Annotated in this window: 29 protein-coding genes; 9 read left to right on the top strand and 20 right to left on the bottom strand. The window is 50.0% G+C overall.

Annotation, left to right across the window (positions count from 1 at the left end):
* The first annotated feature begins 1 nt into the window (after position 1).
* From ACHZA2_RS15755 to hisB, 4 genes are read left to right on the top strand one after another with little or no spacing between them, the layout of a single operon-like run.
* Complete coding sequence (locus ACHZA2_RS15755) at positions 2–1,204, top strand: methionine adenosyltransferase (RefSeq protein WP_319537939.1); 1,203 nt, start codon at positions 2–4, stop codon at positions 1,202–1,204.
* Positions 1,204–2,112, top strand: coding sequence for an ATP phosphoribosyltransferase (hisG, locus tag ACHZA2_RS15750; RefSeq protein WP_319537940.1), 909 nt, complete (start codon positions 1,204–1,206; stop codon positions 2,110–2,112). The genes ACHZA2_RS15755 and hisG overlap by 1 nt, the downstream gene beginning before the upstream one ends.
* 2 nt (positions 2,113–2,114) lie before the next feature.
* Positions 2,115–2,822, top strand: a complete 708-nt coding sequence (hisA, locus tag ACHZA2_RS15745; protein WP_319580486.1) for a 1-(5-phosphoribosyl)-5-[(5-phosphoribosylamino)methylideneamino]imidazole-4-carboxamide isomerase — start codon at positions 2,115–2,117, stop codon at positions 2,820–2,822.
* On the top strand, positions 2,819–3,400 hold the full coding sequence (gene hisB / locus ACHZA2_RS15740; protein WP_319580485.1) for an imidazoleglycerol-phosphate dehydratase HisB: 582 nt from the start codon (positions 2,819–2,821) through the stop codon (positions 3,398–3,400). The genes hisA and hisB overlap by 4 nt, the downstream gene beginning before the upstream one ends.
* 159 nt (positions 3,401–3,559) lie before the next feature.
* Here hisB and ACHZA2_RS15735 read toward each other — a convergent pair whose 3' ends face one another.
* The 3 genes from ACHZA2_RS15735 to ACHZA2_RS15725 all read right to left on the bottom strand — a co-directional run bounded on the left by ACHZA2_RS15735 (position 3,560) and on the right by ACHZA2_RS15725 (position 5,710).
* Positions 3,560–3,766, bottom strand: a complete 207-nt coding sequence (locus ACHZA2_RS15735) for a histone family protein (RefSeq protein ID WP_319537943.1) — start codon at positions 3,764–3,766, stop codon at positions 3,560–3,562.
* A 190-nt stretch (positions 3,767–3,956) separates the two neighbouring features.
* Positions 3,957–4,712, bottom strand: a complete 756-nt coding sequence (gene mtxX, locus ACHZA2_RS15730; protein WP_319580484.1) for a methanogenesis marker protein Mmp4/MtxX — start codon at positions 4,710–4,712, stop codon at positions 3,957–3,959.
* The gene (locus ACHZA2_RS15725) at positions 4,694–5,710 is read right to left on the bottom strand and encodes a methanogenesis marker 2 protein (RefSeq protein ID WP_319580483.1); all 1,017 of its coding nucleotides are present in this window, start codon (positions 5,708–5,710) and stop codon (positions 4,694–4,696) included. Before ACHZA2_RS15725 ends, mtxX begins: the two co-directional genes overlap by 19 nt.
* 74 nt (positions 5,711–5,784) lie before the next feature.
* Between ACHZA2_RS15725 and ACHZA2_RS15720 the strand changes: the two genes are divergently transcribed.
* Positions 5,785–7,341, top strand: coding sequence for a replication factor C large subunit (locus tag ACHZA2_RS15720; RefSeq protein ID WP_394698604.1), 1,557 nt, complete (start codon positions 5,785–5,787; stop codon positions 7,339–7,341).
* On the opposite strand, the gene ACHZA2_RS15715 is transcribed toward ACHZA2_RS15720, so the two are convergent.
* Positions 7,325–7,726, bottom strand: a complete 402-nt coding sequence (locus ACHZA2_RS15715) for a UPF0146 family protein (RefSeq protein WP_319580482.1) — start codon at positions 7,724–7,726, stop codon at positions 7,325–7,327. The two genes, ACHZA2_RS15720 and ACHZA2_RS15715, sit on opposite strands and share 17 nt — an antisense overlap.
* Positions 7,727–7,743: 17 nt before the next feature.
* Here ACHZA2_RS15715 and ACHZA2_RS15710 point away from each other — a divergent pair, with 17 nt between their 5' ends.
* Positions 7,744–8,292, top strand: coding sequence for an archaemetzincin family Zn-dependent metalloprotease (locus tag ACHZA2_RS15710; RefSeq protein WP_319580481.1), 549 nt, complete (start codon positions 7,744–7,746; stop codon positions 8,290–8,292).
* Between the two features lie 124 nt (positions 8,293–8,416).
* Positions 8,417–10,357: a hypothetical protein gene (locus tag ACHZA2_RS15705; RefSeq protein WP_319580480.1), complete on the top strand. Its 1,941-nt coding sequence runs from the start codon at positions 8,417–8,419 to the stop codon at positions 10,355–10,357.
* 138 nt (positions 10,358–10,495) lie between these two features.
* On the opposite strand, the gene rpl12p is transcribed toward ACHZA2_RS15705, so the two are convergent.
* The 8 genes from rpl12p to ACHZA2_RS15665 form a co-directional block, all read right to left on the bottom strand.
* Positions 10,496–10,804: a 50S ribosomal protein P1 gene (gene rpl12p, locus ACHZA2_RS15700; protein WP_319537950.1), complete on the bottom strand. Its 309-nt coding sequence runs from the start codon at positions 10,802–10,804 to the stop codon at positions 10,496–10,498.
* A 46-nt stretch (positions 10,805–10,850) separates the two neighbouring features.
* Positions 10,851–11,699: a 50S ribosomal protein L10 gene (locus tag ACHZA2_RS15695; RefSeq protein WP_319537951.1), complete on the bottom strand. Its 849-nt coding sequence runs from the start codon at positions 11,697–11,699 to the stop codon at positions 10,851–10,853.
* A 2-nt stretch (positions 11,700–11,701) separates the two neighbouring features.
* Positions 11,702–12,346, bottom strand: coding sequence for a 50S ribosomal protein L1 (locus tag ACHZA2_RS15690; RefSeq protein WP_319537952.1), 645 nt, complete (start codon positions 12,344–12,346; stop codon positions 11,702–11,704).
* Positions 12,347–12,409: 63 nt separating this feature from the next.
* Positions 12,410–12,886: a 50S ribosomal protein L11 gene (locus ACHZA2_RS15685; protein WP_319537953.1), complete on the bottom strand. Its 477-nt coding sequence runs from the start codon at positions 12,884–12,886 to the stop codon at positions 12,410–12,412.
* Positions 12,887–12,986: 100 nt separating this feature from the next.
* Positions 12,987–13,466, bottom strand: coding sequence for a transcription elongation factor Spt5 (locus ACHZA2_RS15680; RefSeq protein ID WP_319537954.1), 480 nt, complete (start codon positions 13,464–13,466; stop codon positions 12,987–12,989).
* Between the two features lie 2 nt (positions 13,467–13,468).
* Entirely contained in the window at positions 13,469–13,660 is a 192-nt protein-coding gene (locus tag ACHZA2_RS15675) for a protein translocase SEC61 complex subunit gamma (protein ID WP_319537955.1), read from the bottom strand.
* Positions 13,661–13,666: 6 nt separating this feature from the next.
* Positions 13,667–14,755: a cell division protein FtsZ gene (gene ftsZ / locus ACHZA2_RS15670; RefSeq protein ID WP_319540885.1), complete on the bottom strand. Its 1,089-nt coding sequence runs from the start codon at positions 14,753–14,755 to the stop codon at positions 13,667–13,669.
* The gene (locus tag ACHZA2_RS15665) at positions 14,755–16,071 is read right to left on the bottom strand and encodes a D-aminoacyl-tRNA deacylase (RefSeq protein ID WP_319580479.1); all 1,317 of its coding nucleotides are present in this window, start codon (positions 16,069–16,071) and stop codon (positions 14,755–14,757) included. The genes ftsZ and ACHZA2_RS15665 overlap by 1 nt, the downstream gene beginning before the upstream one ends.
* A 66-nt stretch (positions 16,072–16,137) precedes the next feature.
* On the opposite strand from ACHZA2_RS15665, the gene ACHZA2_RS15660 reads away from it, so the two are divergent.
* Positions 16,138–16,311, top strand: a complete 174-nt coding sequence (locus ACHZA2_RS15660) for a hypothetical protein (RefSeq protein ID WP_319537957.1) — start codon at positions 16,138–16,140, stop codon at positions 16,309–16,311.
* A gap of 17 nt (positions 16,312–16,328) precedes the next feature.
* Here the strand turns inward: ACHZA2_RS15660 and ACHZA2_RS15655 are convergent, their stop codons facing one another.
* Genes ACHZA2_RS15655 through dmpI form a run of 4 tightly spaced genes read right to left on the bottom strand, consistent with a single transcriptional unit; the run spans position 16,329 to position 18,104 of the window.
* Positions 16,329–16,475, bottom strand: coding sequence for a hypothetical protein (locus ACHZA2_RS15655; RefSeq protein WP_394698603.1), 147 nt, complete (start codon positions 16,473–16,475; stop codon positions 16,329–16,331).
* Between the two features lie 27 nt (positions 16,476–16,502).
* Positions 16,503–17,324, bottom strand: coding sequence for a nitroreductase family protein (locus ACHZA2_RS15650; RefSeq protein ID WP_319580478.1), 822 nt, complete (start codon positions 17,322–17,324; stop codon positions 16,503–16,505).
* A gap of 26 nt (positions 17,325–17,350) precedes the next feature.
* Positions 17,351–17,917, bottom strand: coding sequence for a flavodoxin family protein (locus ACHZA2_RS15645; RefSeq protein ID WP_319580477.1), 567 nt, complete (start codon positions 17,915–17,917; stop codon positions 17,351–17,353).
* 1 nt (position 17,918) lies between these two features.
* Positions 17,919–18,104 carry a 4-oxalocrotonate tautomerase DmpI gene (dmpI, locus tag ACHZA2_RS15640; protein WP_319580476.1) on the bottom strand — a complete coding sequence of 62 codons (186 nt, stop codon included), beginning with the start codon at positions 18,102–18,104 and terminating at the stop codon, positions 17,919–17,921.
* Between the two features lie 172 nt (positions 18,105–18,276).
* Between dmpI and ACHZA2_RS15635 the strand changes: the two genes are divergently transcribed.
* Positions 18,277–18,684, top strand: coding sequence for a helix-turn-helix domain-containing protein (locus ACHZA2_RS15635; RefSeq protein ID WP_319537961.1), 408 nt, complete (start codon positions 18,277–18,279; stop codon positions 18,682–18,684).
* Here the strand turns inward: ACHZA2_RS15635 and ACHZA2_RS15630 are convergent.
* The 4 genes from ACHZA2_RS15630 to ACHZA2_RS15615 all read right to left on the bottom strand — a co-directional run bounded on the left by ACHZA2_RS15630 (position 18,669) and on the right by ACHZA2_RS15615 (position 22,514).
* Positions 18,669–19,397: an epoxyqueuosine reductase gene (locus tag ACHZA2_RS15630; protein ID WP_319580475.1), complete on the bottom strand. Its 729-nt coding sequence runs from the start codon at positions 19,395–19,397 to the stop codon at positions 18,669–18,671. The two genes, ACHZA2_RS15635 and ACHZA2_RS15630, sit on opposite strands and share 16 nt — an antisense overlap.
* Positions 19,398–19,413: 16 nt before the next feature.
* Positions 19,414–21,030 carry a tetratricopeptide repeat protein gene (locus tag ACHZA2_RS15625; RefSeq protein ID WP_319580474.1) on the bottom strand — a complete coding sequence of 539 codons (1,617 nt, stop codon included), beginning with the start codon at positions 21,028–21,030 and terminating at the stop codon, positions 19,414–19,416.
* Positions 21,031–21,145: 115 nt separating this feature from the next.
* Positions 21,146–21,859 carry a DNA alkylation repair protein gene (locus ACHZA2_RS15620; protein WP_319580473.1) on the bottom strand — a complete coding sequence of 238 codons (714 nt, stop codon included), beginning with the start codon at positions 21,857–21,859 and terminating at the stop codon, positions 21,146–21,148.
* A 58-nt stretch (positions 21,860–21,917) separates the two neighbouring features.
* Positions 21,918–22,514: a hypothetical protein gene (locus ACHZA2_RS15615; RefSeq protein WP_319580472.1), complete on the bottom strand. Its 597-nt coding sequence runs from the start codon at positions 22,512–22,514 to the stop codon at positions 21,918–21,920.
* Positions 22,515–22,833: the final 319 nt, after the last annotated feature.

Raw genomic sequence — 22,833 nt, 5'->3', positions numbered from 1 at the left:
GATGAAACGAAACATTGCAATAGATATACTGAATCAGACCCCTCTTGAACAACAACAGATCGAGCTTGTAGAGCGGAAATGTCTCGGCCACCCGGACAGCATTGCTGACGGCATCGCTGAGTCGATCAGCCAGGCCCTCTGCAAAAATTACATCGAGCAGGTAGGGGGCGTTCTCCACCACAATACAGACCAGGGCGAGATCGTTGCCGGTGAATCACAGCCCGCATTCGGTGGGGGCAAAATATTAAAGCCAATCTTTATCCTCCTCGATGGCCGTGCCACAAAAGAGTTCAACGGTGAGAAGATCCCTGCCGAACCAATTGCACTCAAGGCCGCAAAGGATTACCTGCGTTCAATCATTCCCGAACTTGACTTTGATCGCGACGTGACCATGGACTGTCGTCTCGGAACCGGTTCCACCGATCTTCGTGACGTCTTCAAGCCCGAAGATGGAATGATTCCACGAGCAAATGACACATCTTTTGGTGTATCGTTCGCACCATTCTCAGAGATCGAGACCTGTGTCCGCGAGATCTCCTCATACATCGACAACACCCTCAGGCCAAAATACCCGGCATATGGTCAGGATATCAAGATCATGGGTCTGCGCCAGGGCAACTCAATTAAACTCACGATCTGCTGCGCCATGGTGGACCGGTATGTATCTTCACTCTCAGAGTACGTCGACTACCGGTCACGGCTTCAGGAAGAGGCTACCAGAATTGCGAAGCAGTGTACCAAGCGATCAGTTGAGGTATCAATCAACACCGCAGACTGCGACGAGGAATGCAGCCTGTTCCTGACAGTAACCGGGACCTCGGCAGAGATGGGTGATGACGGATCTGTTGGCCGTGGAAACAGGGCTAACGGTCTTATTACCCCACACCGGCCGATGAGCATGGAGGCAACATCAGGGAAGAACCCAATCAACCATATCGGGAAGATTTACAACCTCCTCTCTAGTGATCTCGCCCACGAATGTGTGAAGAAGGTAGATGGCCTTTCAGAGATACAGGTCAGGCTTCTCTCCCAGATCGGGATGCCGATAGACCAGCCACTCATCGCCAGCGTGCAGATCATTCCGGAGTCCGGAGTGACCCTCAAGGATATCGAGAAAGATGTCTACGAGATCATCGATTATGGTCTTGAGAATATCACCTCGATCACCGAGCGTGTGATCAAGGGCGAATTAAAGACGTTCTGATGGTTGCTTCTTCAGAGCCTGCAGGACAGGAAGGTACGACGGGTACTCAGACGATCCGCCTGGCCATTCCAAACAAGGGGCGTATAGCTGAGCCTATCAGGGATCTTATCGAGCGATCAGGGCTCGGCATCATTGAGAACGGTGATCGATCCCTGGTTGCCAGAACCAGGGATCCCCATATTGAGATCCTGTACGCACGGCCGATCGATATCCCGGAGTATGTTGCAACCGGTGTTGCGGATCTCGGAATCACAGGACATGACATGGTTGTCGAACGTGGTTCTGATGTATCTGAACTGCTCAACCTGGGCTTTGGAAGAGCAACAGTTGTACTTGCAGTGCCAGAGAAGTCACAATACCAAACGGTTCAAGATCTGGATGGAAAGCGAGTATCCACCGAGTTTCCGGCAATAACCAGGAAGTTCTTTAAAAAGAACGGAATTAAACCGATCATTGTGCCTGTCGGGGGTGCCTGTGAGGCTACACCCCATCTCGGGATCTCTGATGCTATCGTTGATCTCTCCAGTTCCGGGACCACGCTTCGGCAGAACCGCCTTGAAGTGATCGGAACAGTCCTCGAGACCAGTACCTTTCTGATCGCGAACAAGCAGTCGTGTGTATCAAAAAAAGAGAAGATTGAAGAGGTGCACCTCGCCCTTGAGAGCGTCATCAATGCCAGGGGAAAATGCTACCTGATGATGAACGTGGAGAGATCCGGTCTCGATCAGATCCGTGATATCATTCCGGGTCTTAGCGGGCCGACCGTTATGGAGGTTGCATCACGGCCGGATATGGTTGCTGTCCATGTGGTCGTTGATGCAGAGAAGGTGTACCAACTGATCAACAGGGTCAAGCAGGCCGGGGCCAGAGATATCCTTGTCATGTCGATCGAACGACTGATCCATTAACCATGAAGGTCTTTCCTGCAGTAGATATCCTTGGAGGCAGTTGTGTGCAGCTTGTCCAGGGAAAGCGTGAGTCAGCAACTACATACGGGGATCCACTCACATGTGCCAGGACCTGGCTCTCTAAAGGAGCAGAGGCTCTTCACATCGTCAATCTGGACGGGGCATTCGGATCGTCCGCGGCAAATGCAGAACAGATCAGAAGAGTCATTGATGACACCGGTGTTGAGACCCAGCTCGGTGGCGGGATCCGTTCGCTTGAAGATGCACGTTCATGGCTCGACACCGGCATAGATCGTGTTATCTTAAGCACCTTTGCGGTGAACAGTCCGGACTGCCTTGTCACTCTGTCAGAAGAGTTTGGTTCAGATCGCATTATGGCTGGAGCAGATGCAAGACAGGGGCAGATCGTCGTTGACGGGTGGGAACGCCAGGCAGGGGATTATCTTGACTGGGCTGAACTCTTCATTTCAAAAGGGGCAGGTTCACTTCTTTATACCAACGTGAACGTGGAGGGGCTCTGCAAGGGAATAGAAGCAGAGCCTGTGAGGCTTCTCACCAGCAGGGTTACGGCCCCGGTCATCGTTGCAGGAGGGATCACAAGTATTGCAGATGTTTCCACATTGAAGGATTGTGGCGCTGCAGGAATTGTTTTAGGATCCGGACTGTATACCGGAAAGATAACGCTTGAAGAGGCATTAGAGGCATCATGAGGACAGGATCAGTTTCACGCGAGACCAAAGAGACAAAGATCAGGATCGATCTCAATCTGGACGGAACCGGGATATGCCAGATCAGTACCGGAGTGCCGTTCTTCGATCATATGCTCGACTCATTTGGAAGGCATGGAAGGTTTGATCTTTCAGTCCAGGCAGACGGAGACCTGGCTGTAGGGCCACATCATACCGTTGAAGATATTGCCATCGTCCTTGGTGCCGCATTCAGGGATGCAGTCGGAGAGGGCAGAGGCATCAGGAGGTTTGCCCATGCAATCATCCCGATGGATGAGGCCAGGGTAATGGTCACTACCGATATAAGCGGCAGACCATACTGTGTCTTTTCAGGGTCATTCAGTGGTTCTGTAGAAGGGGTTCTGGAGCCGTATCTGATTGAGCATTTCTTTACATCCTTTGCCTCATCAGCACGCATCACGCTCCATCTCGAAGGTACAGGGCGATCAGATCATCACCTGTGCGAGGCCTTCTTCAAAGCATGTGGTGTCACTCTGTATGAGGCAACCCGTATTACTGATCCAAACGGAAGTATCCCAAGTACAAAAGGGGTACTCTGATAATCCTGTATTCTACAGAAAAGCATCACTTCTGCGGGGAATATCTCCGAAAGATAACAGACAAAAACACGGAAGATCCGTGAAATCCCCATCCATACCTGACTGTCAAAGCAGAAGCCAGGCCAGATATTAAAACGCTATTACAAAAGAGAGGATGTGTCAGGCATTCTCTGCTGCCATCTTGACGTCTTCATCCTTGATCGTCTTTCTGCCTGCGTGCTGTGCAAGGCGATTTGCTTCCTTTGTTAGGGTTGCAATGTATTCTTCAGCCTTATCAACGAGTGCTGTTGCTGCATCGCTTCCCACACGTTCAGCCCCGTTCTTCTTTGCGATTCTTACAACTGCTGCAATAGGTAAGTCTGCCATAGTCCTCTACCTCAAAAAAAGGTATATTGATATCTATATAAACATTTCGAGATTTTATCGAAATTTAAGGATTTCAACGATGCAATCAAACGATTTTTAATTTTCCTCATCACCACTCCTGATGATCAGGAATCAGACGCATAAAATTAAATTGCCATAAATCACGGCAAATTTCGGAGTTTTACACTGATTATCTGAAGCTCATCGATGCTGCCAGATTTAGGGCATTTGAATAATCTGGGTTAACGCGCGAAGTATCTACGAAGATTCCGGGGATATTTACAACAGGTGCCCCATGCGAAGCCCCTTTCCCGGCAAAGAGCAGTGTCCTGAAGATCAGGTTACCAGTTATACCATCAGGAGCGATGATTAGACCGCATTCGGCGATAGCATCCTCGATCAGGATCTCATAGTGTCTGGCCCCGGTGATTCGTGCGACAAGTTCAGCATCAGCCATACTCCGGTCCACTGCAGGATGCCTCCCTGCATCACCGAGTCGTCCACCAGAGAGGATACCGACGGTGCCTGAGAGCCCTGCGCCGACTGCTATCTCCTTTCCCTTTCTGATGAGTGATACCTTCTGGCTGATGGTCCATCCTTCATCAATTCCAACCGGGGCGAGGAAGAACTGCTTTCCGGCTGCAGACTCCAGGAGCACAATTCGTTCAAGATCCTGCACACCATATGCATGTTTGAGTGCTGAGAGGGTCTTGCTGGCAGGAAGGGTACCCCTGACCGCTGCAACGATCTGACCAGATGCCAGATCTGATACCAACATCTCCCCGGGAGAGTCTGCTGTTCTTACCTGGCAGGGAAAAGAAAAGTGTGATGCAGTGTCAGGATCTGTGTAACAGACAATGTTGTCTGCAACAGATGAGTTTGCGATACTCCGGGCAACCCGTTCTGGATCAACTGCAGCACCAATGCCTATGAGACCCTGGTGCATCTCTCCTCTGAACCCAGATGGGTTATCCCACCACATCCGGAGAAGTCAAACACACTTGTGTCTTCGTCCCCATGTACAATTCTGAGATCCTTTGAGTCATTCACTGTGCCGATAACCTGCGCCGTCATCCCAACATCAGAGAAGAGTGCGATGACTTCATCCCGATGCTGCTCTTTCAGCGTAAGTACAAAACCCATCCCGGGGTACATCCTGACCCACTGCTCAAAGGGAATATTGTGACTGTCATCTGGCCGTGGAATAGCAGCAAGATCCACTCGTGCCCCCATTCCTGATACCTCGAGAAGCATACCGAGTGTCCCGATGATACCAGGGTTCGAGATATCCTTCCCGGCAGTCACCAGGTGACGTGTACCGAGCACCTCAAGCACATGGATCTGTGCCCGAACCTCTGCTGCTGTCCGTAGAGTTGCACTGTCCCAGTTCAGGGCGCAGGAAGGATGAACCCTCCCGTCCATATCGATGGCAACAACAATCAGGTCACCCGCCTGTGCGGTACTGCTGTAGATGACCCCGTCGAGAGGTGCAACACCCAGAATTGCAATATCAATGACACTGTACGGTGTGTCAGGGTGAAGATGGCCGCCGACTATCGGGACACCAAACTGGGCTGATGCGTCACGCATCCCTGCAATAACGGCATCACGAATCGAACCAGATGATATTGAAAAGACATCAACCATCGCCAGGGGACGTCCACCCATTGCGGCTATGTCGTGAATATTAACAAGAACAGCACAATACCCTGCCCAGTATGGATCCGCATCCATGAGTCTGCTCCAGATACCGTCTGCAGCAAGGAGAAGGGCATCCCCATTATTTTGTATAACTGCAGCATCTTCTCCGAATGAAGCAATTACACCAGGACAGTCAAGCTTGAGATCATGTACCATCGCACCGATCTCACTCTTGCGTCTGACGCCTTCATACTCCCTGACTGCTTTGGCAATCAGTTCGGTGGAACAGGTGTACTCTCCCATGGCATCTAAGCTCTCTTTCCCGTTTCTGTCTCATCTGAAATAAACTGTCTGATTCTAGCATGTTTCCTCAGGAAATGGTAGATGTCGCAGTTAGAACACTGGCATGCGACGCTGCAATCCCCTGGAGGAGCGCTTTATCTGGTGCCATGCTGAATGGATCAGGAATGGACTGGGCAGAGAAATATCGTCCACGGCATCTTGCTGACCTGGTCGGAAATAAAGAATCCATACGCCAGATGGTTACCTGGGCGCAGACCTGGACACCAGACTCAGAGGCACTCCTCCTGTATGGCAAACCCGGGATCGGAAAGACATCAGCGGCCAATGCACTTGCCACCGACATGAACTGGGAGGTTGTTGAGCTCAATGCGAGTGATCAGCGGACCAAATCTGTCATCGAACGTGTTGCCGGTACAAGTGCCAGCACAGGTTCCCTGCTTGGATCAGGAAGAAAACTGATCATTCTTGACGAGGCCGATAATCTGCAGGGTAATGCAGACCGCGGCGGAGCACGAGCCATAGTTGACGTCATTAAAAAAGCAAGTCAGCCGATCATCCTCATTGCCAACGATCTCTACGGACTTGATAGCGCCATCAGGTCGCTCTGTATGAAAGTCCAGTTCAGGGCTGCCCAGGCAAAGACCATAACACCCAGGCTGAAAGAGATCTGCATCAAAGAGGAGATCTCCTGTGATATACATGCGCTCAGCGATATTTCAGACAGGGCAGGCGGGGATATCAGATCTGCTGTCACAATGCTCTTTGCAGCCACCATCGGGAGATCAGAGCTTAAGGAAGATGACCTCGCGACATCACGCAAAGATAACAGGTCTACAATTTTTGATCTGGTTGCTGCCACATTGCACCAGAACCCTTCACGTCCCCTGACAGATATCGCCTTTGAGGTGGATGAGACACCGGATACCGAGATGCAATGGATTGAGGGCAATATCGGGCTCATGAAAGATCAGGCTGCCATCTGCAGGGCATATCAGGCGGTATCAAGAGCGGATGAATATTTAGGCAGGACTTTCAGGAGCCAGTATTATACCCTCTGGCGGTACGCAACCGCAACCATGCTTCTCGGGGTGAACGACGCAGCCTGTGGATCGGGAGGGTACATGAAGATCATGCCCCCCGAGCGATGGAGACGGATGTCCACAGCTAAGCGGCAGAAGTCAGCGCGTGAACAACTCCTCTCACGACTCGGCAGGACCATGCATATGGCTGCAGGTACGGTCCGGAGCGGGTACCTGATGCCGGTCTCATTCCTTGCACAACAGAACCCTGACGAATACGCGGAAGAGTTCTCACTTGATCTTGATCAACTGGACCTCCTGATACAGGATTCAGAGATCGCCAAATCTGTTATCAAAAAGATTGAGGATCGCAGGAAAGAGGTAGAGAAAGAACTTAAAAAGAGACAGAAAGAGGAAGCAAAGACAGCACAAAAAGCGAGGAAAATCGCAGAGAAACAGGCACCTCTCCCTCCAGCTGCTCCCGCGAAGATAGAGGAGCAGACATCTGCAGATCTCAAGGAAGAGCAGAATACAGGAAAAACACCAGAAGAGAAGAGCGGAAAAGCAGAGAAATCACCATCACAATCCACGCTCTTCAGCTTTGGCGGGTAACATACAGACTAAGGGGCACTCCGCAGTCGATGATCCGGTGTGGGTGAGAATATCCTTCAAACCCAAGATGATACACCAGCAGATCGGCGTCACACCGGGATGCAAACCTGATGAGAGGTCCCATCATCTCTTCTATCGGCCTGATGGCAATGATGCATTCGACATCTGTGATGTTCTCATTAACCGCACAGACATCGAGAATCATGAATGGAACCAACAGGATTCCTGCTGGAATTGTAAGGTCGCTGCAGGTCACAGATACCCCTGCTCGTTGGATCAACTCAGCAGCATGGGTATTATGACCTGAACCGATCTCAAGAACTGAGCGGTATCGCCCCGCAATATATCGGGCAATTGACGTCTCAATATGTTTATACCCGCTCATTACTCAGATTATTGGGAATGGATATCCAAATATTCTGGGATCGGGGAGCACCACAGGGCCTTGAGATCCCGGTGGGACGTACCATCACCCAGATCCTGGATATCCCGGTGCAGGTATTTACCAATCCTCTCCTCTATAACGGATTTTCTATCAGCAGGCATCAGTTTGATGCTACTGCCATCCTCTCCTGTATTGATACCTACAAACGGAGGAACAATATCGAGGCACCCCTCCTCCTGGTGATCAATGACGATATCTTCAGGCCCGCATCACGGTACGTCTTCGGGCTTGCACGTCCCAGGACAGGATCAGCAGTGGTATCGGCAGCCAGGCTCAGGAATGAGTTCTGGGATCTTCCAGCCGACGATAAAGTACTGTGCGATCGAATCGTCTCCGAGGGTGCACACGAGATCGGGCATCTTTTCGGCCTTGAGCATTGTACTTTAGATGAACGCTGTGTTATGGCAAACCCTGGATGCCTTGATGATCTGGATCATAAAAAATCCTGGCTCTGCGACGAGTGCAAAGCCAAGCTACAGAATGCACAAACGATCTGCGTCAGGTAATATTCTCCAGACAATACCCTGGGGGCCGGAGATTATTCTGCCAGATTATCTGAATGGTATCTGCCAGAGCAAAGGCTATATGACGGGCTACGGCTAACAATTCTTCTAATACGGTGGGAAACACGTGAAAAATAATCCCCTGCCTTCAATTACCCAGAGCCAGGTCATCTGGTCAGCAGTTCTGATCATCCTGTGTGCATTCTACCTTATCTGGACACTCGGGCTGATGAACGGTGCACGGCTCGACGTACCCTACACCTATGATGGAGATGGTCTTGAGTACAATCTTCTTGTAAAGACAACCATTGAGAACGGCTGGTGGTTTGAGAACCCGATGACCGGGGCGCCCGGAACCCTTGAGATGTATGACTACGCAATCGGGAGTAACCTTGATCTCCTGATTATGAAGATCCTCAGTCTCTTTTCAGGCAACTATGCCGTGGTGATGAATGTATACTATATCCTCGGTTTCTTCCTGACTGCGCTTTGTTCACTCTATGTCTTCAGGCAACTCAGGATATCATACCCAATCGCAGTGTTTGGTAGCCTGCTCTTCTCGTTCCTGTATTATCACTTCTACCGGATCGGACACTACAATCTGATATCTTATTACATGATTCCCCTGATGGTGCTGGTGATCCTCTGGGTGTGCCAGGGAGAGCCACTCTACTTCCGTCAGGGAAGAACCGGTTTATTGTCAGGACTTACTCTCACTCACAAGGGCCTGATAGCAGCAGTGATCCTGCTCATCACCTCAACTCATTCTTACTACGGATACTTCGGTCTCCTGCTCCTCGCAGTTGGGGTTCTCTGGGCATACTCACGGACCTATCATGCCGCTGACTTTCTCAACGGGGCAATAGCATGTGTTGTGTTGATTGCAGGCATTCTTCTCAATAAACTTCCCTCGCTCGTGTACGGACTCTTCAACGGGCCGTCATTTGTGATGTCATACCGGTACGCATTTGAGTCAGAAACCTGGGGAATGAAACTGATTCAACTGCTGCTCCCGGCCCAGGGGCATCGGATCCCATTCCTTGCCGATATTGCCCAGAAGTATACAGAGTACCGCCCACTTGTGAATGAGAACGTGAGTGCATCGCTCGGTATAATCGGGAGCATCGGACTTGTCATCCTGCTCGGGTGGATCTTTCTCAGAGGATTCCCACTTATTCAGGCACGGCTCGCAAACAGGGCCACACTGGTGGATCACCTCTCACTGCTCACCATCGCATCGATATTTATCGGAACTATCGGTGGAATCTCTGCAATTATTGCACAGGTATTTCCTGAGGTCCATTCATACAACCGCATCAGCCTCTATATCGCCTTCTTTGCTATCCTGACAGTGCTGCTACTGCTGCAATTGATCTTCGAGCAGTACAGGACACAGCATCTCTTCTGTCCGGTATTTCTCATCCTGCTCCTGGCTCTCCTGACATTTGGTATCTTTGACCAGGTTCCAGCCGGATATGCACTGACTGCAGGTTCAGATCGTGAGAAAGAGTTTCAGATGCAGGCAGACTTTTTTGGCCAGATAGAAGAGAAGATGCCTGCCGGATCATCAATCTTCATACTCCCCGATATCGGAGGATTTCCTAACTCCAACCCACCGGGTAAGATCAAAGGCCTTGACAGCCTGAAGCCATATCTGCATACCCATACCCTGAAGTGGAGTTATCCGACCATGAAAGGAAGATTCTGGGATAACTGGCAGACAGCTGTCTGTGCCTCATCACCTGAAGATATGATGGGTCACCTCTTTGCCACCGGGTTTTCCGGACTGCTTGTTGACGGATATGGATATGCCGATGGCGGCGGAAAAACGGAAGAAGCCATCACCACTCTTACCGGAACCAAACCCCTGATGAGCAGCGACGGAAGGTATGCATTCTATGACCTGCGGAGTTACATGGATCAGAAGAAGGCAGGTATGAGCGAGGCACAGTTTGAATCTGCTAAACAGGAGTACATCAAGACGATGATGGCACGTCCTGAACTTCAGGACCCGGTATTCGGATCAGAAGTCAGAGAAAAACTGACAACACCAAAGACCGCACAGTAACCACCCTCTTTTTTCCTGAATCACAAACACACCAGAGATCAGGATAATTAAAAACAGACGCTTTAAAAATAGACACTGATTACAGATAGCGAATTTAAAAGTTCAGAATAACCGGAATTTCAGGAAAAGAAGAGAGGTTTATCCGAACAGGGCACCAAGCCCTGCCATACCGCTCTCTTCCTCTGCCTTCTTGTCTTCTTTTGGCTCCTCTTCTGCTGCAGCGGGGGCTGCGCCTGCTGCTGGTGCTGCTGCGGCTACAGCGACTGGTGCAACTGCTGCCTTGCTGATAGCGTCCTCGATGTCGACTCCATCAAGTGCTGCTACCAGTGCCTTTACACGGGATTCGTTAACTGCGATACCAGCGGCAGAAAGAACTGCCTGAACTGCGGATTCGTTGACATCCTTACCTGCCTTGTGCAGGAGGAGTGCAGCGTAGATATACTCCATTTATTGTTCACCTATAATTATTTGCGTATGACGATATTACTCAGTTTCATTGAACCACAGACTGCAGTGCCATAGCCTGTGACTGTGCCTTTCCGATGATTGCATCCATGACATCGTCGCTGACAACAGCAGCCTCAACTGCAACGTTACGTGCCTCACGAACTGCCTTGGTAAGCAGGTCAGCTGCAGTATCCTTTGTCGGGATTGAAGCGTTGAGTGAGAGGTTGAATGCCTGTTTAGCAGCGGTGATGATGTTGTTGTAGAACGCAACCTCGTCGATCGCGAGGACATCAGACTCGTAGACTGTACCTTCAAAGAAGGCTGCCTGCAGGAGCAGACCGACATCCATCGGTTTGACATCCAGCTTGGCAAGGGCGTCTGCAAGTTTCTTTGATATCTCCTGGCCTTCCTTGACGACCGTCTTGGTCTCACGGATGGTAACCTTGCCTGCCTCGATGGCTGCCGGGATACCTGCCTGCTGGAGTTCTCCTACGATCGGACCTGGTTTGAAACTGGTTGGACCTTTTTCGACGACGATATCGGTTGGTGCGAGTTCACCCGGACGTGCAGCCATCTTCGTCTTGGTCTTCTCAAGCATACTGTAGAGCTTGAAAGGATTGACATTCGTGAAGATGAGTGCAGAGTGTCCGTCGAGCTTGCCACCGAGATCCTTGATCTCCCCGCCCATCTCTCCGAGGGCGTGTTCGATCAGGGTGTTTCTCGTCATTCGAAGTTCTGCCCTGCCTTTCAGATTGCGACGGATGTCCTGCACCTGACGTGCGGGGATACCGTACATATCGACGAGGCCGGTAAGCTTGTACTCTTCCGAGAGCTTTTTGATCTCAGAGATCTCGTCCTTTTTCCACTTGGGAAGGTGTGCAGTGTACAGTGGCATTCTTACATCACCTTAACTGCCGGACCCATGGTGGTCTTGACATAGACCGAGCGGACCTGGAACTCACCTGATTCAAGTCTGTCCAGAACACGCTTGAGTACCGCGTCGATATTCTCGCCAATCTGTTCATCAGACATTGCCGTTGTTCCGACCTTCAGTGAGAAGGCCATCTTGTCTTTCGTCCGAACCCGTACTGAGTTACGAAGACGCTCGACAATCGGGCGGATGTCTACTCCGTCCGGAACTGGCTGTGGCATTTTACCCCGTGGACCGAGTCGCGGACCGAGCCAGCGACCGACAAGGGCCATTACCTTTGTCTCTGCAAGGAAGAACCGGTATTCTGATGCAACCTTTCTTGCCTCACGGGGCTCTCCTCCGAGTCTTTCGATCTCGTCAGGGCCCATGATCAACTCAGCACCTGCATCTCTGGCCTGGGTGACGATATCACCACTACCGAGGACAGAGATCTTGGCCTTGCTGCCATTTCCATGAGGAAGGAGAATTGTCTCGTCAATACGGTTTTTCGGTTGAGACATATCGATATTCTTCAGATTGATAGTTATATCGACACTCTCAGTGAACTTCCGTTCAGGCGCCGTCTCCTTAGCCTTCTGTATCGCGTCAATTATGACGCTCTTCTCTACCATTACGTTCCTCCATAGTTCTGCGACCGTGAATTTTAGCACGATCTTCTATGGCTCATAGCGAACCTATCCCTTGAGAACCGCGTCATGAACGCCCGTGTTGATCTCAGCTATGACATCTTTGGGCTTTTTGCCTGAAACAGTGACACCAAGACTGACACAGGTCCCAACAACTTCCTTGACGGCGTTCTTGAGATCATATGAAAGCATGGACTCCAGTTTCATGTTGGCAATCGTGACAGCGGCCTCCAGTGGAATGTTCCCCACGGTTTTGGTGTTGGGTTCTCCTGAACCCTTCTCAATGCCAGCCTCTTTCATAATGAGGGCAGTTGTTGGCGGAATACCGACCGAGATGGTGAAGTTCTTCTTCGCATCCACCTCGACACGGACAGGAACCTGCATCCCGTTGAAGGTTGCAGTCTTCTTGTTGATCTCGTCAACAACAGCTTTGACATTGATACCGAGGGGGCCTAGTGCAGGTCCAAGTGGTGGACCTGCAGTGGCTTTTCCACCGGGTACTAGTACCTCGACCACATCTGCCATTGTTATCACCCTGATGGGGCATGGTATGCCCTTTTGGGTTCATTAAGGTCGAAGGATAAGAATAAAAATACTTTGCGAACTGTGGAAAAAGAGTACGGAATTAATCATCCTCGCCACGGTCAATTATTCTGACGTGATCGCCTCTGACTGTGATCGGAATTGGAAGAACACTCTCGTACAGTTCAACAGTAATCTCCTCTTTTGAAGCGTCCACACGCTTTACAACCGCTTTTTCACCCTTGAACGGCCCGGCAATCAGTTCAACAATTGTCCCTTCATCAATACCGCTTACTGCCGGTTTTGGTGTCAGATAGTGACCGACCTCTTCGAGAGAGGTTGCACCTGGCAGGACAATACGCGCACTTGGAACCTGTTCCATAAGTTCCTGAACGCGCGCGAGAGGTTCTGTTGTCTCGACGAGGACATACCCTTTCAGCTCATCCGGGGCGATGACTGACATAACCTTGATCGTATTGCGGATGTCCCGGACTGCCTTGTCAATGTTGTCTGCTACACTACGCTCAGCCCGGTTTGTCGTCTTGACCGCGTAGATTCGGGTGAGGCGAGGTTCAGTTTCCATGATCAGTGCGGGAGGTATACAAAGAGCAGGTATACAATGAAACCTAACAGTCCGACAACCAGCACACCGGCTGCTGCCACGAGGGCGATCTTGGTATATTCATCGCGCTTCGGGAAGCGTGCAAGTTTCAGAACCCGCCAGTATTTGCGAAAGAGTTCTTCATTCAGATTTAGATTTATCTTAGGGGTTTCCATATGATATCACTTCAGAAAGTCTATCTCAAAGTGTCTCTGAAATTTCGGGTTACTTTTCTCATTTCTCCCATATATTTGTGGCGACCGTACGCCGGTCAGGATCAGGAGAGTTCTGATCGTACCCTGCATCGTGTTATCGATCTGGGCTCCCCAGATGATACGTGCATCAGGGTCAATCAGGTTGTATACCTCTTCTACAACCCCCTCTGCCTCTGCCATGGTCATGTCTGCACCGCCGGTGACGTTGACGAGGGCAGATGTCGCGCCCGATATATCGATATCCAGCAGGGGGGATCTGATGGCCTTGCGCACAGAATCAGCAGCCTTGTCAGTGGTGTCACTCTCACCCATCCCGATCATGGCAACGCCCCCCTTCTCCATAACTGCCCGTATATCAGCAAAGTCGAGGTTCACTAGACCGGGCACTGTGATCAGTTCGGTGATACCTTTGACTGCCCGCATCAACACTTCATCAGCAACCTTGAACGCTGCAGAGAGGGGAAGCTTGGGAACAACCTCCATGAGACGGTCATTTGGAACAACAATCACGGTATCAGCAACCTCACGGAGTCGTTCAAGTCCGGCTTCTGCATTCTCTGATCTGATGGCGCCTTCTGCCGTGAAGGGAAGAGTGACGACTGCTATAGTCAGAGCACCCTCTTCATGAGCCGCCTTGGCAACCACCGGAGCACACCCGGTCCCGGTTCCCCCCCCGAGCCCGGCAGTTATGAAGACCATGTCAGCATCATCGACAGCCCGGTGAATCTCGTGTTCACTCTCAAGAGCAGCCTCCTCACCAACCTGAGGATATGACCCTGCCCCAAGCCCCCGGGTCCGTTGCCTTCCGATGAGGATACGATGATCAGCACGGACAGTGGCAAGATGCATGGCATCGGTGTTCACTGCATACAGGGTGGTTCCAGGGATCCCTTCATCATGCATCCTGCTGATGGTGTTTGATCCCCCACCCCCGCACCCGATGACCGCTATCTTGGTCATCATGGACTTGAGAACCGCATCCAGATCGCTGTTGTTCTGCGGCGGTTCACTCTCTGCCTTTGCCCTGTTTAATGCCTCTTCGACAATTGATCTCATCATGTGCCCCATCCCGGTATGCAGATCCTCTTTTCTGTCACCCTCATCACCATCGAAGAAGTTATCTCCCTGCCCTCATGCAGCACTGTCTCGCCGGCCATAAGTTTTCCAAACGCAGGTCCGGGAGAAATACCAATATTTGCTGCTTTTCCTGGATCAAACCTTTTTCTGGAGATGATCAGACAGTCCCCATCAAATCTGCAGGTACAGTTCTTATGTAAGATTGATACGCAGAGATGTATTAATTCATTCGTAATCCAGGAGGCATTTTCCTGATTGGTAATGAATGTGGGGTAATAAGCAATGCCCTTCCCGGACAGATGAACTACCGGAAGAGTCTCAAGGCCTGAAGATAACCCGTCAGAATCTACTTTTGCTGCTTCCGCAATGAGTTCTGAAGGTATTGCCACCGTTGTTAAAGAGTTCCCGTTGTGAATGCCATGAACTGTAACTGAGGAACCAGAGAGTATCTCTTCTGCCAGTTTCCTGATGATGCAGTACTCATGAAACGAGAGGTTCCGCATGTTCTGCAGATCTGATTGCCCTACCACGATCATATCCCGCCCTGCAGCATACTCTTCGATTCTCCTGATATCATCACGGGAGATGGATTTTTTATCGATGTAGATGGCATCTGCACCGGTTCCGGAAATAACGGCATCGAACATAGCCAGATCAAGATGAACCAGATCCCGGGTCGGCATGATATGACCAAAACCACCCTTTGTGGTGAGTGTGATCTCGGTCTGCCGCTGTGCATAGTGGGTCCCACCAAACCCTGCAAGGTTAACGACTTCTTCAGGCTCTGCACCAATCACCGCACGAGCGACCGCAACAGCAGCATTACGATCCTGCCACTCATGCTCTGTACTCCCAACCTCGACAAAACAGGATGGAACCGGCAGATTTGTCGGACCATGATGAGTCGCCTCGTATGTTACTTCGTATCCTTCAGGAACTTCCCTGGCCAGGCGGTTCATGATCGCATGCATCATAGCGGTTGCGGCAGGAGTGAGCGTTCCCGGGCTGCCACCGAATACAGCTTCTCCATAGTTACCGGTGACATGGACTGTGAGCACCGATCGCGGCTCTTTACTTGCGTGGCGGGAGAGAAAGATGATAATATCTGCATCGGTGGAGAACGACGGTCCATCCAGATATATCAGTCGTTCATCAAACTGTCTGTGCTGGTACCTTCCCTGAAACTGGGGATTCCCGGCAAGCAGCAGCCGGACTTCCTCGTGAATCAGACTTCCGGCCTGATCGGCCAGAGAACTTACCAGCAGAATCTGGAATTGCTTTTTCCCGTTCTTCATCAGCATATCAATCCTGGGATCGGGAGATCCACAATTTTCTTCACGCTATGTACGCAGTATATACACATGAACACTGAGGAGATCAGATCCATTCTGGAGAAAGAAGGTATTACAAAAGAACTCCCCTGTGGCAGGGCATTTGAGATCTCTGAGAAGTACGGTGTCTCAAAATCTGACATTGCAAAATTTTGTAACGAGCAGAATATAAAGATCCGCGCCTGCCAGCTCGGTTGTTTCTAATTGGAGAATCTGTCAGATCAGGGACTATGAGCCCCTCGTCTACAGATACAGGCAAAGAGGGAGGGCTTAGTATCAGACATACCAACCATATCGCTGATGATGAGCCACTGCTTTGATGCATACAGGATGAATAGGAGGATATGGAGTCCGGGATTATCAGGCATGTGACAACCGACCGGCCTATCAAATAATTATTTCCAGGTTACCTTCACAGTATTGCGCTTTGGTACTCTTCTGAACCTGTACTTTGGATATCCCACCATCATAGCATAATGCGGGACATGCCCGTCCGGGATACCGATGCTCTTCCTGATCTCGGTAGATGACCTGAGAGCTCCCTGTACTATTCCGGCCCAGCATGTGCCAAGTCCAAATGTTGGTGCGATGAGATCAAGGTGTGTCATAGCGATCATGGCATCAACGAACCCGATGGGATTTTCTGCCGGGCTGTGTGCGATAACCACGTGCGGGGCACTATGACAAATTTTGTCAAGCCCATGTTCATACGCACTGACAAAGATAGGCAGGATCGGTGCGAGAACTTCTTCCGGATGTGTACTGATAATCTCGCGGGCCCACTCGATCACTTTTGCAACCAATGTCGCAACTTCATCAGGATCATATATGACCAGCCACTGTACAGACTGACCATTCATCCCGGTCGGAGCATACCTGGTGATATCAAATATCTGTTCAAATGTCTCTTTTGGGACCAGGTCCTTCCGGTAATCACGGACTGATCTACGGGTTGTGATGAGTCGTGCCATCTCTCCGGAGGTCGGGATCCGGTCACCGGAGAAATCAGGAACCGGCCCTGCATTTTCATACGACACCGTGATCGCCCCTTCAGGACAGATCGCCTCACACTGCCCACATCTGCCGCAGAACTCTTCAGTTCCTGGTTTAACTAGTATCTTTCCGTCAGACCCGATGTCGAGGATACCGTAGGCACATACGCCGGCACAGATAGCACATCCGGAGCAGGATTCAGAATTAATCAGAATATTTGTCATGTTTATCTTTCAAAAATGTAACCAGTTCAGGGGATCAGATCGATACCTGCCTGCCAGGCCTGTCTCATGAGTTCAGGATATTCGGTAGCCATCGCCTTATTACCGGTATCCAGGTCGACGCCGATAACCCGGTTTTTTGTTGAGAAACCGATCAGACCGAGGGCAAATTCAAAGGCATTCATGGCTCCGGTAAAGTAGGAGGCATCAGGCTGGTTCTGTGTATAGATACAGATGAGCGGGATCTTCCGTGGCAGAAGGCTGCCAAGATCCATGGTCAGGTACGGGAAGAGACGGTCGAGCCAAAGTTTGGTTTGAGCAGTAACACCACCGAAGTAGATCGGTGTTGCCACAATGACACCGTCAGCACCATCCATGAGCCCGTAGATTCGCTGCATATCATCCTGGAGTGGACAGGAAATATTATCCTCCTGTTTGCAGGCATAACAGGCCTGGCACCCTGCGATAGAGAGATCATTAAGCATGATAACTTCGGTTGATATTCCCTTGCTGTGGAGTGCTTTCTCTGCCTCCTGTGCAAGAATGAGGGTGTTCCCCTTACGAGGGCTCCCGATAAAAATGGGGACAGAAACCATTTTATCGCCGTTTTGAGAGGGGAGTTCCTCCCACACCGATAGCATCGGCCGGGTATTCTTTCACCAGTACGACAAAACTCTCTTCAGGTATCTTTGTGATCGCTGCAGTTGTTTTGGTGAGCGATCTGATCAGTTCTTCTTTCACCTCGGTTGCAAGTGGTGCAATTTCGACCGAGATCACTGGCATGTCGTCACCTCAGTACAGAATGAGATACTATTCCCGACAGCCATGGAAGATATTATTCTCTTACATTTGTCTGAAACGCTGTTTCTTGTCATAGAATTCAACTATACAATATGTAGTGACTATATTAATACACTGCAGATACGATACGTATAGTTAGTATCAATCAAATGCTATGAATCAGAAAGAAAATGAGTACCACTGCCCTGTCGAAGCTGCCCTTGTGGTGATTGGTGGAAAATGGAAGGCACTTATCATATGGCAGCTCAAATCAGGAACGTTGCGTTTTACAGAGATCATGGAGCGTCTCCCTATGGTCACCCCAAGAATGATGACCAAGCAGCTCAGGGAACTTGAAGAGGATGCTGTGATCACCAGGACGATATATCCTGAAGTCCCTCCACGCGTTGAATATGCCCTGACTCCTCTTGGGAGTTCAGTGGTGCCAGTCCTTGAATCACTCTGTGCCTGGGGTGCAGAATATCTTACCAGCCACGGGTGCCCGATCCCGAAGAAAAACTGTAAAAGTCAGGTACGTGTGGACGAACCTGAAGAGCAGGATCCAGTTCAGGACGACCCCTGAACATACCGTCGTGTATAAGGACAGGCCGCAATGCATACCCCACATACCTGGGCACTCGTGAGGCTGGTCGTTTGTGTCTCTTCACAATGAAGAAAACAGGCGTCTGCATCCCAGAACTGATCACGGTGAAGAACAGGTTCCCAGTTTTTGCCTGAGGGGGCTTTTACAGGACATGAATCCACACAGATGGCGCAGTCTCCACAGTACGAGTGAACAACCGGCTTGCCAGTAGTGAGCGGGGCATTTGTGCATACGGTAGTAAGCCTGATCGCTGAACCATATGTGCGGGTGACGAGGAGTGCACACTTCCCAATCCACCCGATGCCAGAACGTGTTGCAGCAGTCTTGTGTGGAAATTCAGCATGCAGATGATTCCGTTCAACCAGCGGGAGCGTGGGATCAATTGCAACAGCATGGTATCCCTGATCGCGAAGGTACCGGACACAGACCTCTGAAATCTGTGAGAGTTCCTGGTTCACCCGGGTGTATTCGAGAATATACTCATCAGTCGGACCACACCTGATCTCACGGACAACAACAGGGTTGAGTTGATATCCGATAGACACAGCAACAGGCAGATCAGGAAACGGGTACCCGGCAACTCCATCAAGAACTGCTGCACCGGTCGTTGCAGCGCCTTTACCTTTGAGAAGAACAAACAGTCGGGAGGTCAGCAGATTAGGCAGTTCACCTGCATTATTTCCCATTCTCATACAATACCATCTCAACTTACTCAGGAGACATCTCAGAGAGATCTCTGGCCTTCTGCTCTGACTCCGCTGCTTCCTTCTCTCTGCCAAGAGCACGAAGGATAACAGCTTTCTGATCAAATGCCCGGGGATCATCTCCGGACCGCCTGATAGCCTCATCGATCTCCATGAGTGCGGCATCATACTGTTTCCAGTCTAGATGAATCCGGGATTTCATGATCCAGGCCGCTGAGTGCTCAGGATAATGTGAACAGACCAGATCAAAATATTTTAGCGCTTCGTCATGGCGGGAGAGCTGATAGAGGGCAATACCCTTGTTCATTAGGGTTATCCCGTCACTCGGGTTAATCCAGAGAGCACGGTCAAGGTACTGGAGCCCTTCCTCAAACCTTCCGAGATCCAGAAGACAACGCCCTTTCTGGATGAGATATGTCATGTTATCAGGCTGGGCCTGTAGCGCAATATCAAAATTAATCAGTGCATTCTCGAGCAGATCACGTGACTGGCTCTTATCATAGAGGGAAAGCAATGCGATACCCTTGTTATACGATGCCTCTTCATCGGTCTGGTTAAGTAAGAGGAGGTGATCAAACACATGTAGTGCTTTTTCATACTGCTGCTGCTTCAGATGACTCATCCCCGCAGTTCGCAGCGACGGTATCGCCAGGTCCATCTCGCCGGACTGTTCCAGAAATTCAGCCTTCTTCTCCATCGCGTCACCGAAGAACCGGTCTTGCACTGGTACCTGTTCGTATACCTGTAGTGCAAGGGCATCGCGACCTACCGCCTCCAGAGTGGCTCCTTTCTTCATCAGGATAAGGCCAAGTCTCATCGGTTCATCGGCCGAGTAAGCATACGAACGGTCATATGCGGTTATGGCCTCGTCGTACCTGCCGAGACTCTCCAGGATCCCGGCCTTGTTAAACCACATAGCAGCCTGGTCAGGCTTTATCGCGAGGGCACGGTCACAGGCTTCAAGAGCATCAGTCAGATCTTCATGGTTGTCGCTCCCGGTTGCAATGAGGACAGAAACCTTCAGCTGCCAGGCATCGTAAAAAGCAGGGTTGACAGCAATCGCCTTGTCAACGTAGGATAAAGCCTCCTGCATCAGGTCAGGCATCTCATGATATGAGGCCTGACCAAAGAGCGAAAGTGCCCGGTTCAGGAACTCCTCTGCCTGATCGCCTGTGGGAGAAGAAGTTGACGATTCCGGAGCGGAGTGAGTATAGAGAGGTGGAGAAGCATCTACAAAAACCAGAGGATCTACAGGTTTTTCAACGATTTTACGTGCTTTTTCAATTATGGCTTCTGGAGAAAATCTATCTTCAGGAACGGCTGTTGCAGTTGCTATAGGCTTTTCTTCCGCAAGAGGAGTAATCCTGACCCCGCCGAATCGTTTCGCCTTAGCCCGGTCAAGGTTCTTCAGATAGGTCTGGTTTGCAGAATCAAGAAGAAGTGCATTTTCAAAGCAGACAATGGCCTGGTCGATATCTCCCGTTCTGGACAGGGCCACGCCAAGGGCATTCCAGGCTTTATGGTTGGTATGCTCCGCACTAGCTACTGCATGCAGTTTTTCAACTGACTCAGCAAACCTCCCCTCTTTAAATAACCTGATCCCGTCCTGGAATGCGTTCATTTCAGTTCAGCTGTATATGTTGATTAGGTTCATTATTGATTATCATATCGCTGATACGATCCTGTTCGGCTTCAGGGTTCTGAATTCCACTATATAATATCTCGGGCTTCCTGAATCACCAGTCTTTCTTCATTGCCAGTTTCCTGAGATCAGGAGGCATCAGTTCGATAGCGTACCGCAACGATGTTCTGGGCATCTTCTGTTTATTTTTCATAACATACTCGAAGATCACCTGCTGGTGCTTTCTACTTGCCTCCTTGAGCAGCCATCCATACCCTTTGCGGACCATATCATCTTCATCGGTGAGCAGCCGGTCTGCAATAGCAATGGACTCTTCAAGAAATTTTCCATGTTTGGCTGGTATGATCAGTGTCACGGCAGCAGCCCTTCTCATCCATCGGTTATCAGATGTAGCCCATAACATTAGTTCAGAGATGCATTCAGGGTACGAATCAACAAGGGTTCCAACGGCATGGTTACAGAAACCATCGCACATAGCCCAGTTGGTTATGTACGAAGAGATCCAGGAGCGTATGATCGGCAGATCTATGGGTGTGAGTTGGCCTGACATGGCCTCCATCCAGTTTGATACAACAAAGGCCTCCTCCATGTACCCGGATGAATAGAGTTCCTCACACAGAGCAAAAATCTCCTGCTTGTCCCGGTTTTTTACTTCAGCCCAATACTTCTTTGCAATTTTTCCGACGGTCGCGGTCTTAACACCATAGCAACGGATCTCTTCCTTGAAGAACCGTTTTGCTCCCTTCTGTAACGCTTCATCACTGTTTGCAGCAAATTCGCCGCGTACCTGCTCAATAATCAGATCCACACTGAAGATTGGAAGAGGAGAAGGATATGATCTCTGTAATATGAAAAAGTGACAGAGTTCATCCCAGGGAGAATGAACTTACTCCCATTGATGATGAGAACGAACTTCCTGAACCTGAACTGGAGCCTGAACTCCCTTTCTGGACAGCGGTGATATCATACGAGCATCCCTCACCGATCGGGAATATCGTAAAGTACCATGTTCCTACAGTAATGTCAAGAGTAACCGGAGAGGTGGCAGTCACCATTGAGGACTTTCCATAATCTGATCTGAAGGTTGAATTTTCCGGGAACTTGTCATTCTTCAGAGAATAGAGTTCAAATCCTGCGCCTGAAAGGCAGACCGCTTTCAATGTTCCTGCATTGCTGAAAGTGATCATCTGGACCGCAGACTGATTTTTCTGGAGAGAAGCCCTCGTTTCAGTCAGAACAACCGGATCCTGGCTGGATGAAGTACTCGGAGAGCTCGTAAACGATGTAGAAGAACCTATTGCAGTGAAACTTGCAGGAAGTGGATATTCATCAGGGTTCAAAGGTGGATGAAAGGGATCATATGAGTCTGCATACACAACTCCTGCGACAAGTATGCAACCGATAATGAGTGTCAGCAGGCAGGTTATACCAAGTAATCTGAATGGATAAATCATGGTTCTCATAAACTCACTCGTAATGGAATAGATCAGAGAAGAGGTTGAACAGTAATAATTAAAATGCTTGTATGAAGCAGAGAAGAACTGATAGTATCGGTATTTACTATTCTTCAGAATGGAGAGAAGGTTGTTTCGAGGAGGAAACAACCTTCAGTGTGTGGTTTCATCCATCAGTGGTTATTGAAGATCTCAAGATTTGAGCGGAGATATACTCCGGCTCCCAGGTGACCGCTGATTTACCCTGGGTTTGCGGTACATGTGAGCATACACATATCGCCATTACCATACTTAAAATTTGAATGAGAGGAGTCCATAAAAAATAAAT

Source organism: uncultured Methanospirillum sp. (assembly GCF_963668415.2).
Lineage (GTDB): Archaea > Halobacteriota > Methanomicrobia > Methanomicrobiales > Methanospirillaceae > Methanospirillum.
Note: the sequence above shows the minus strand (reverse complement) of the source record. Positions and strands in the feature narration are given on the sequence as shown.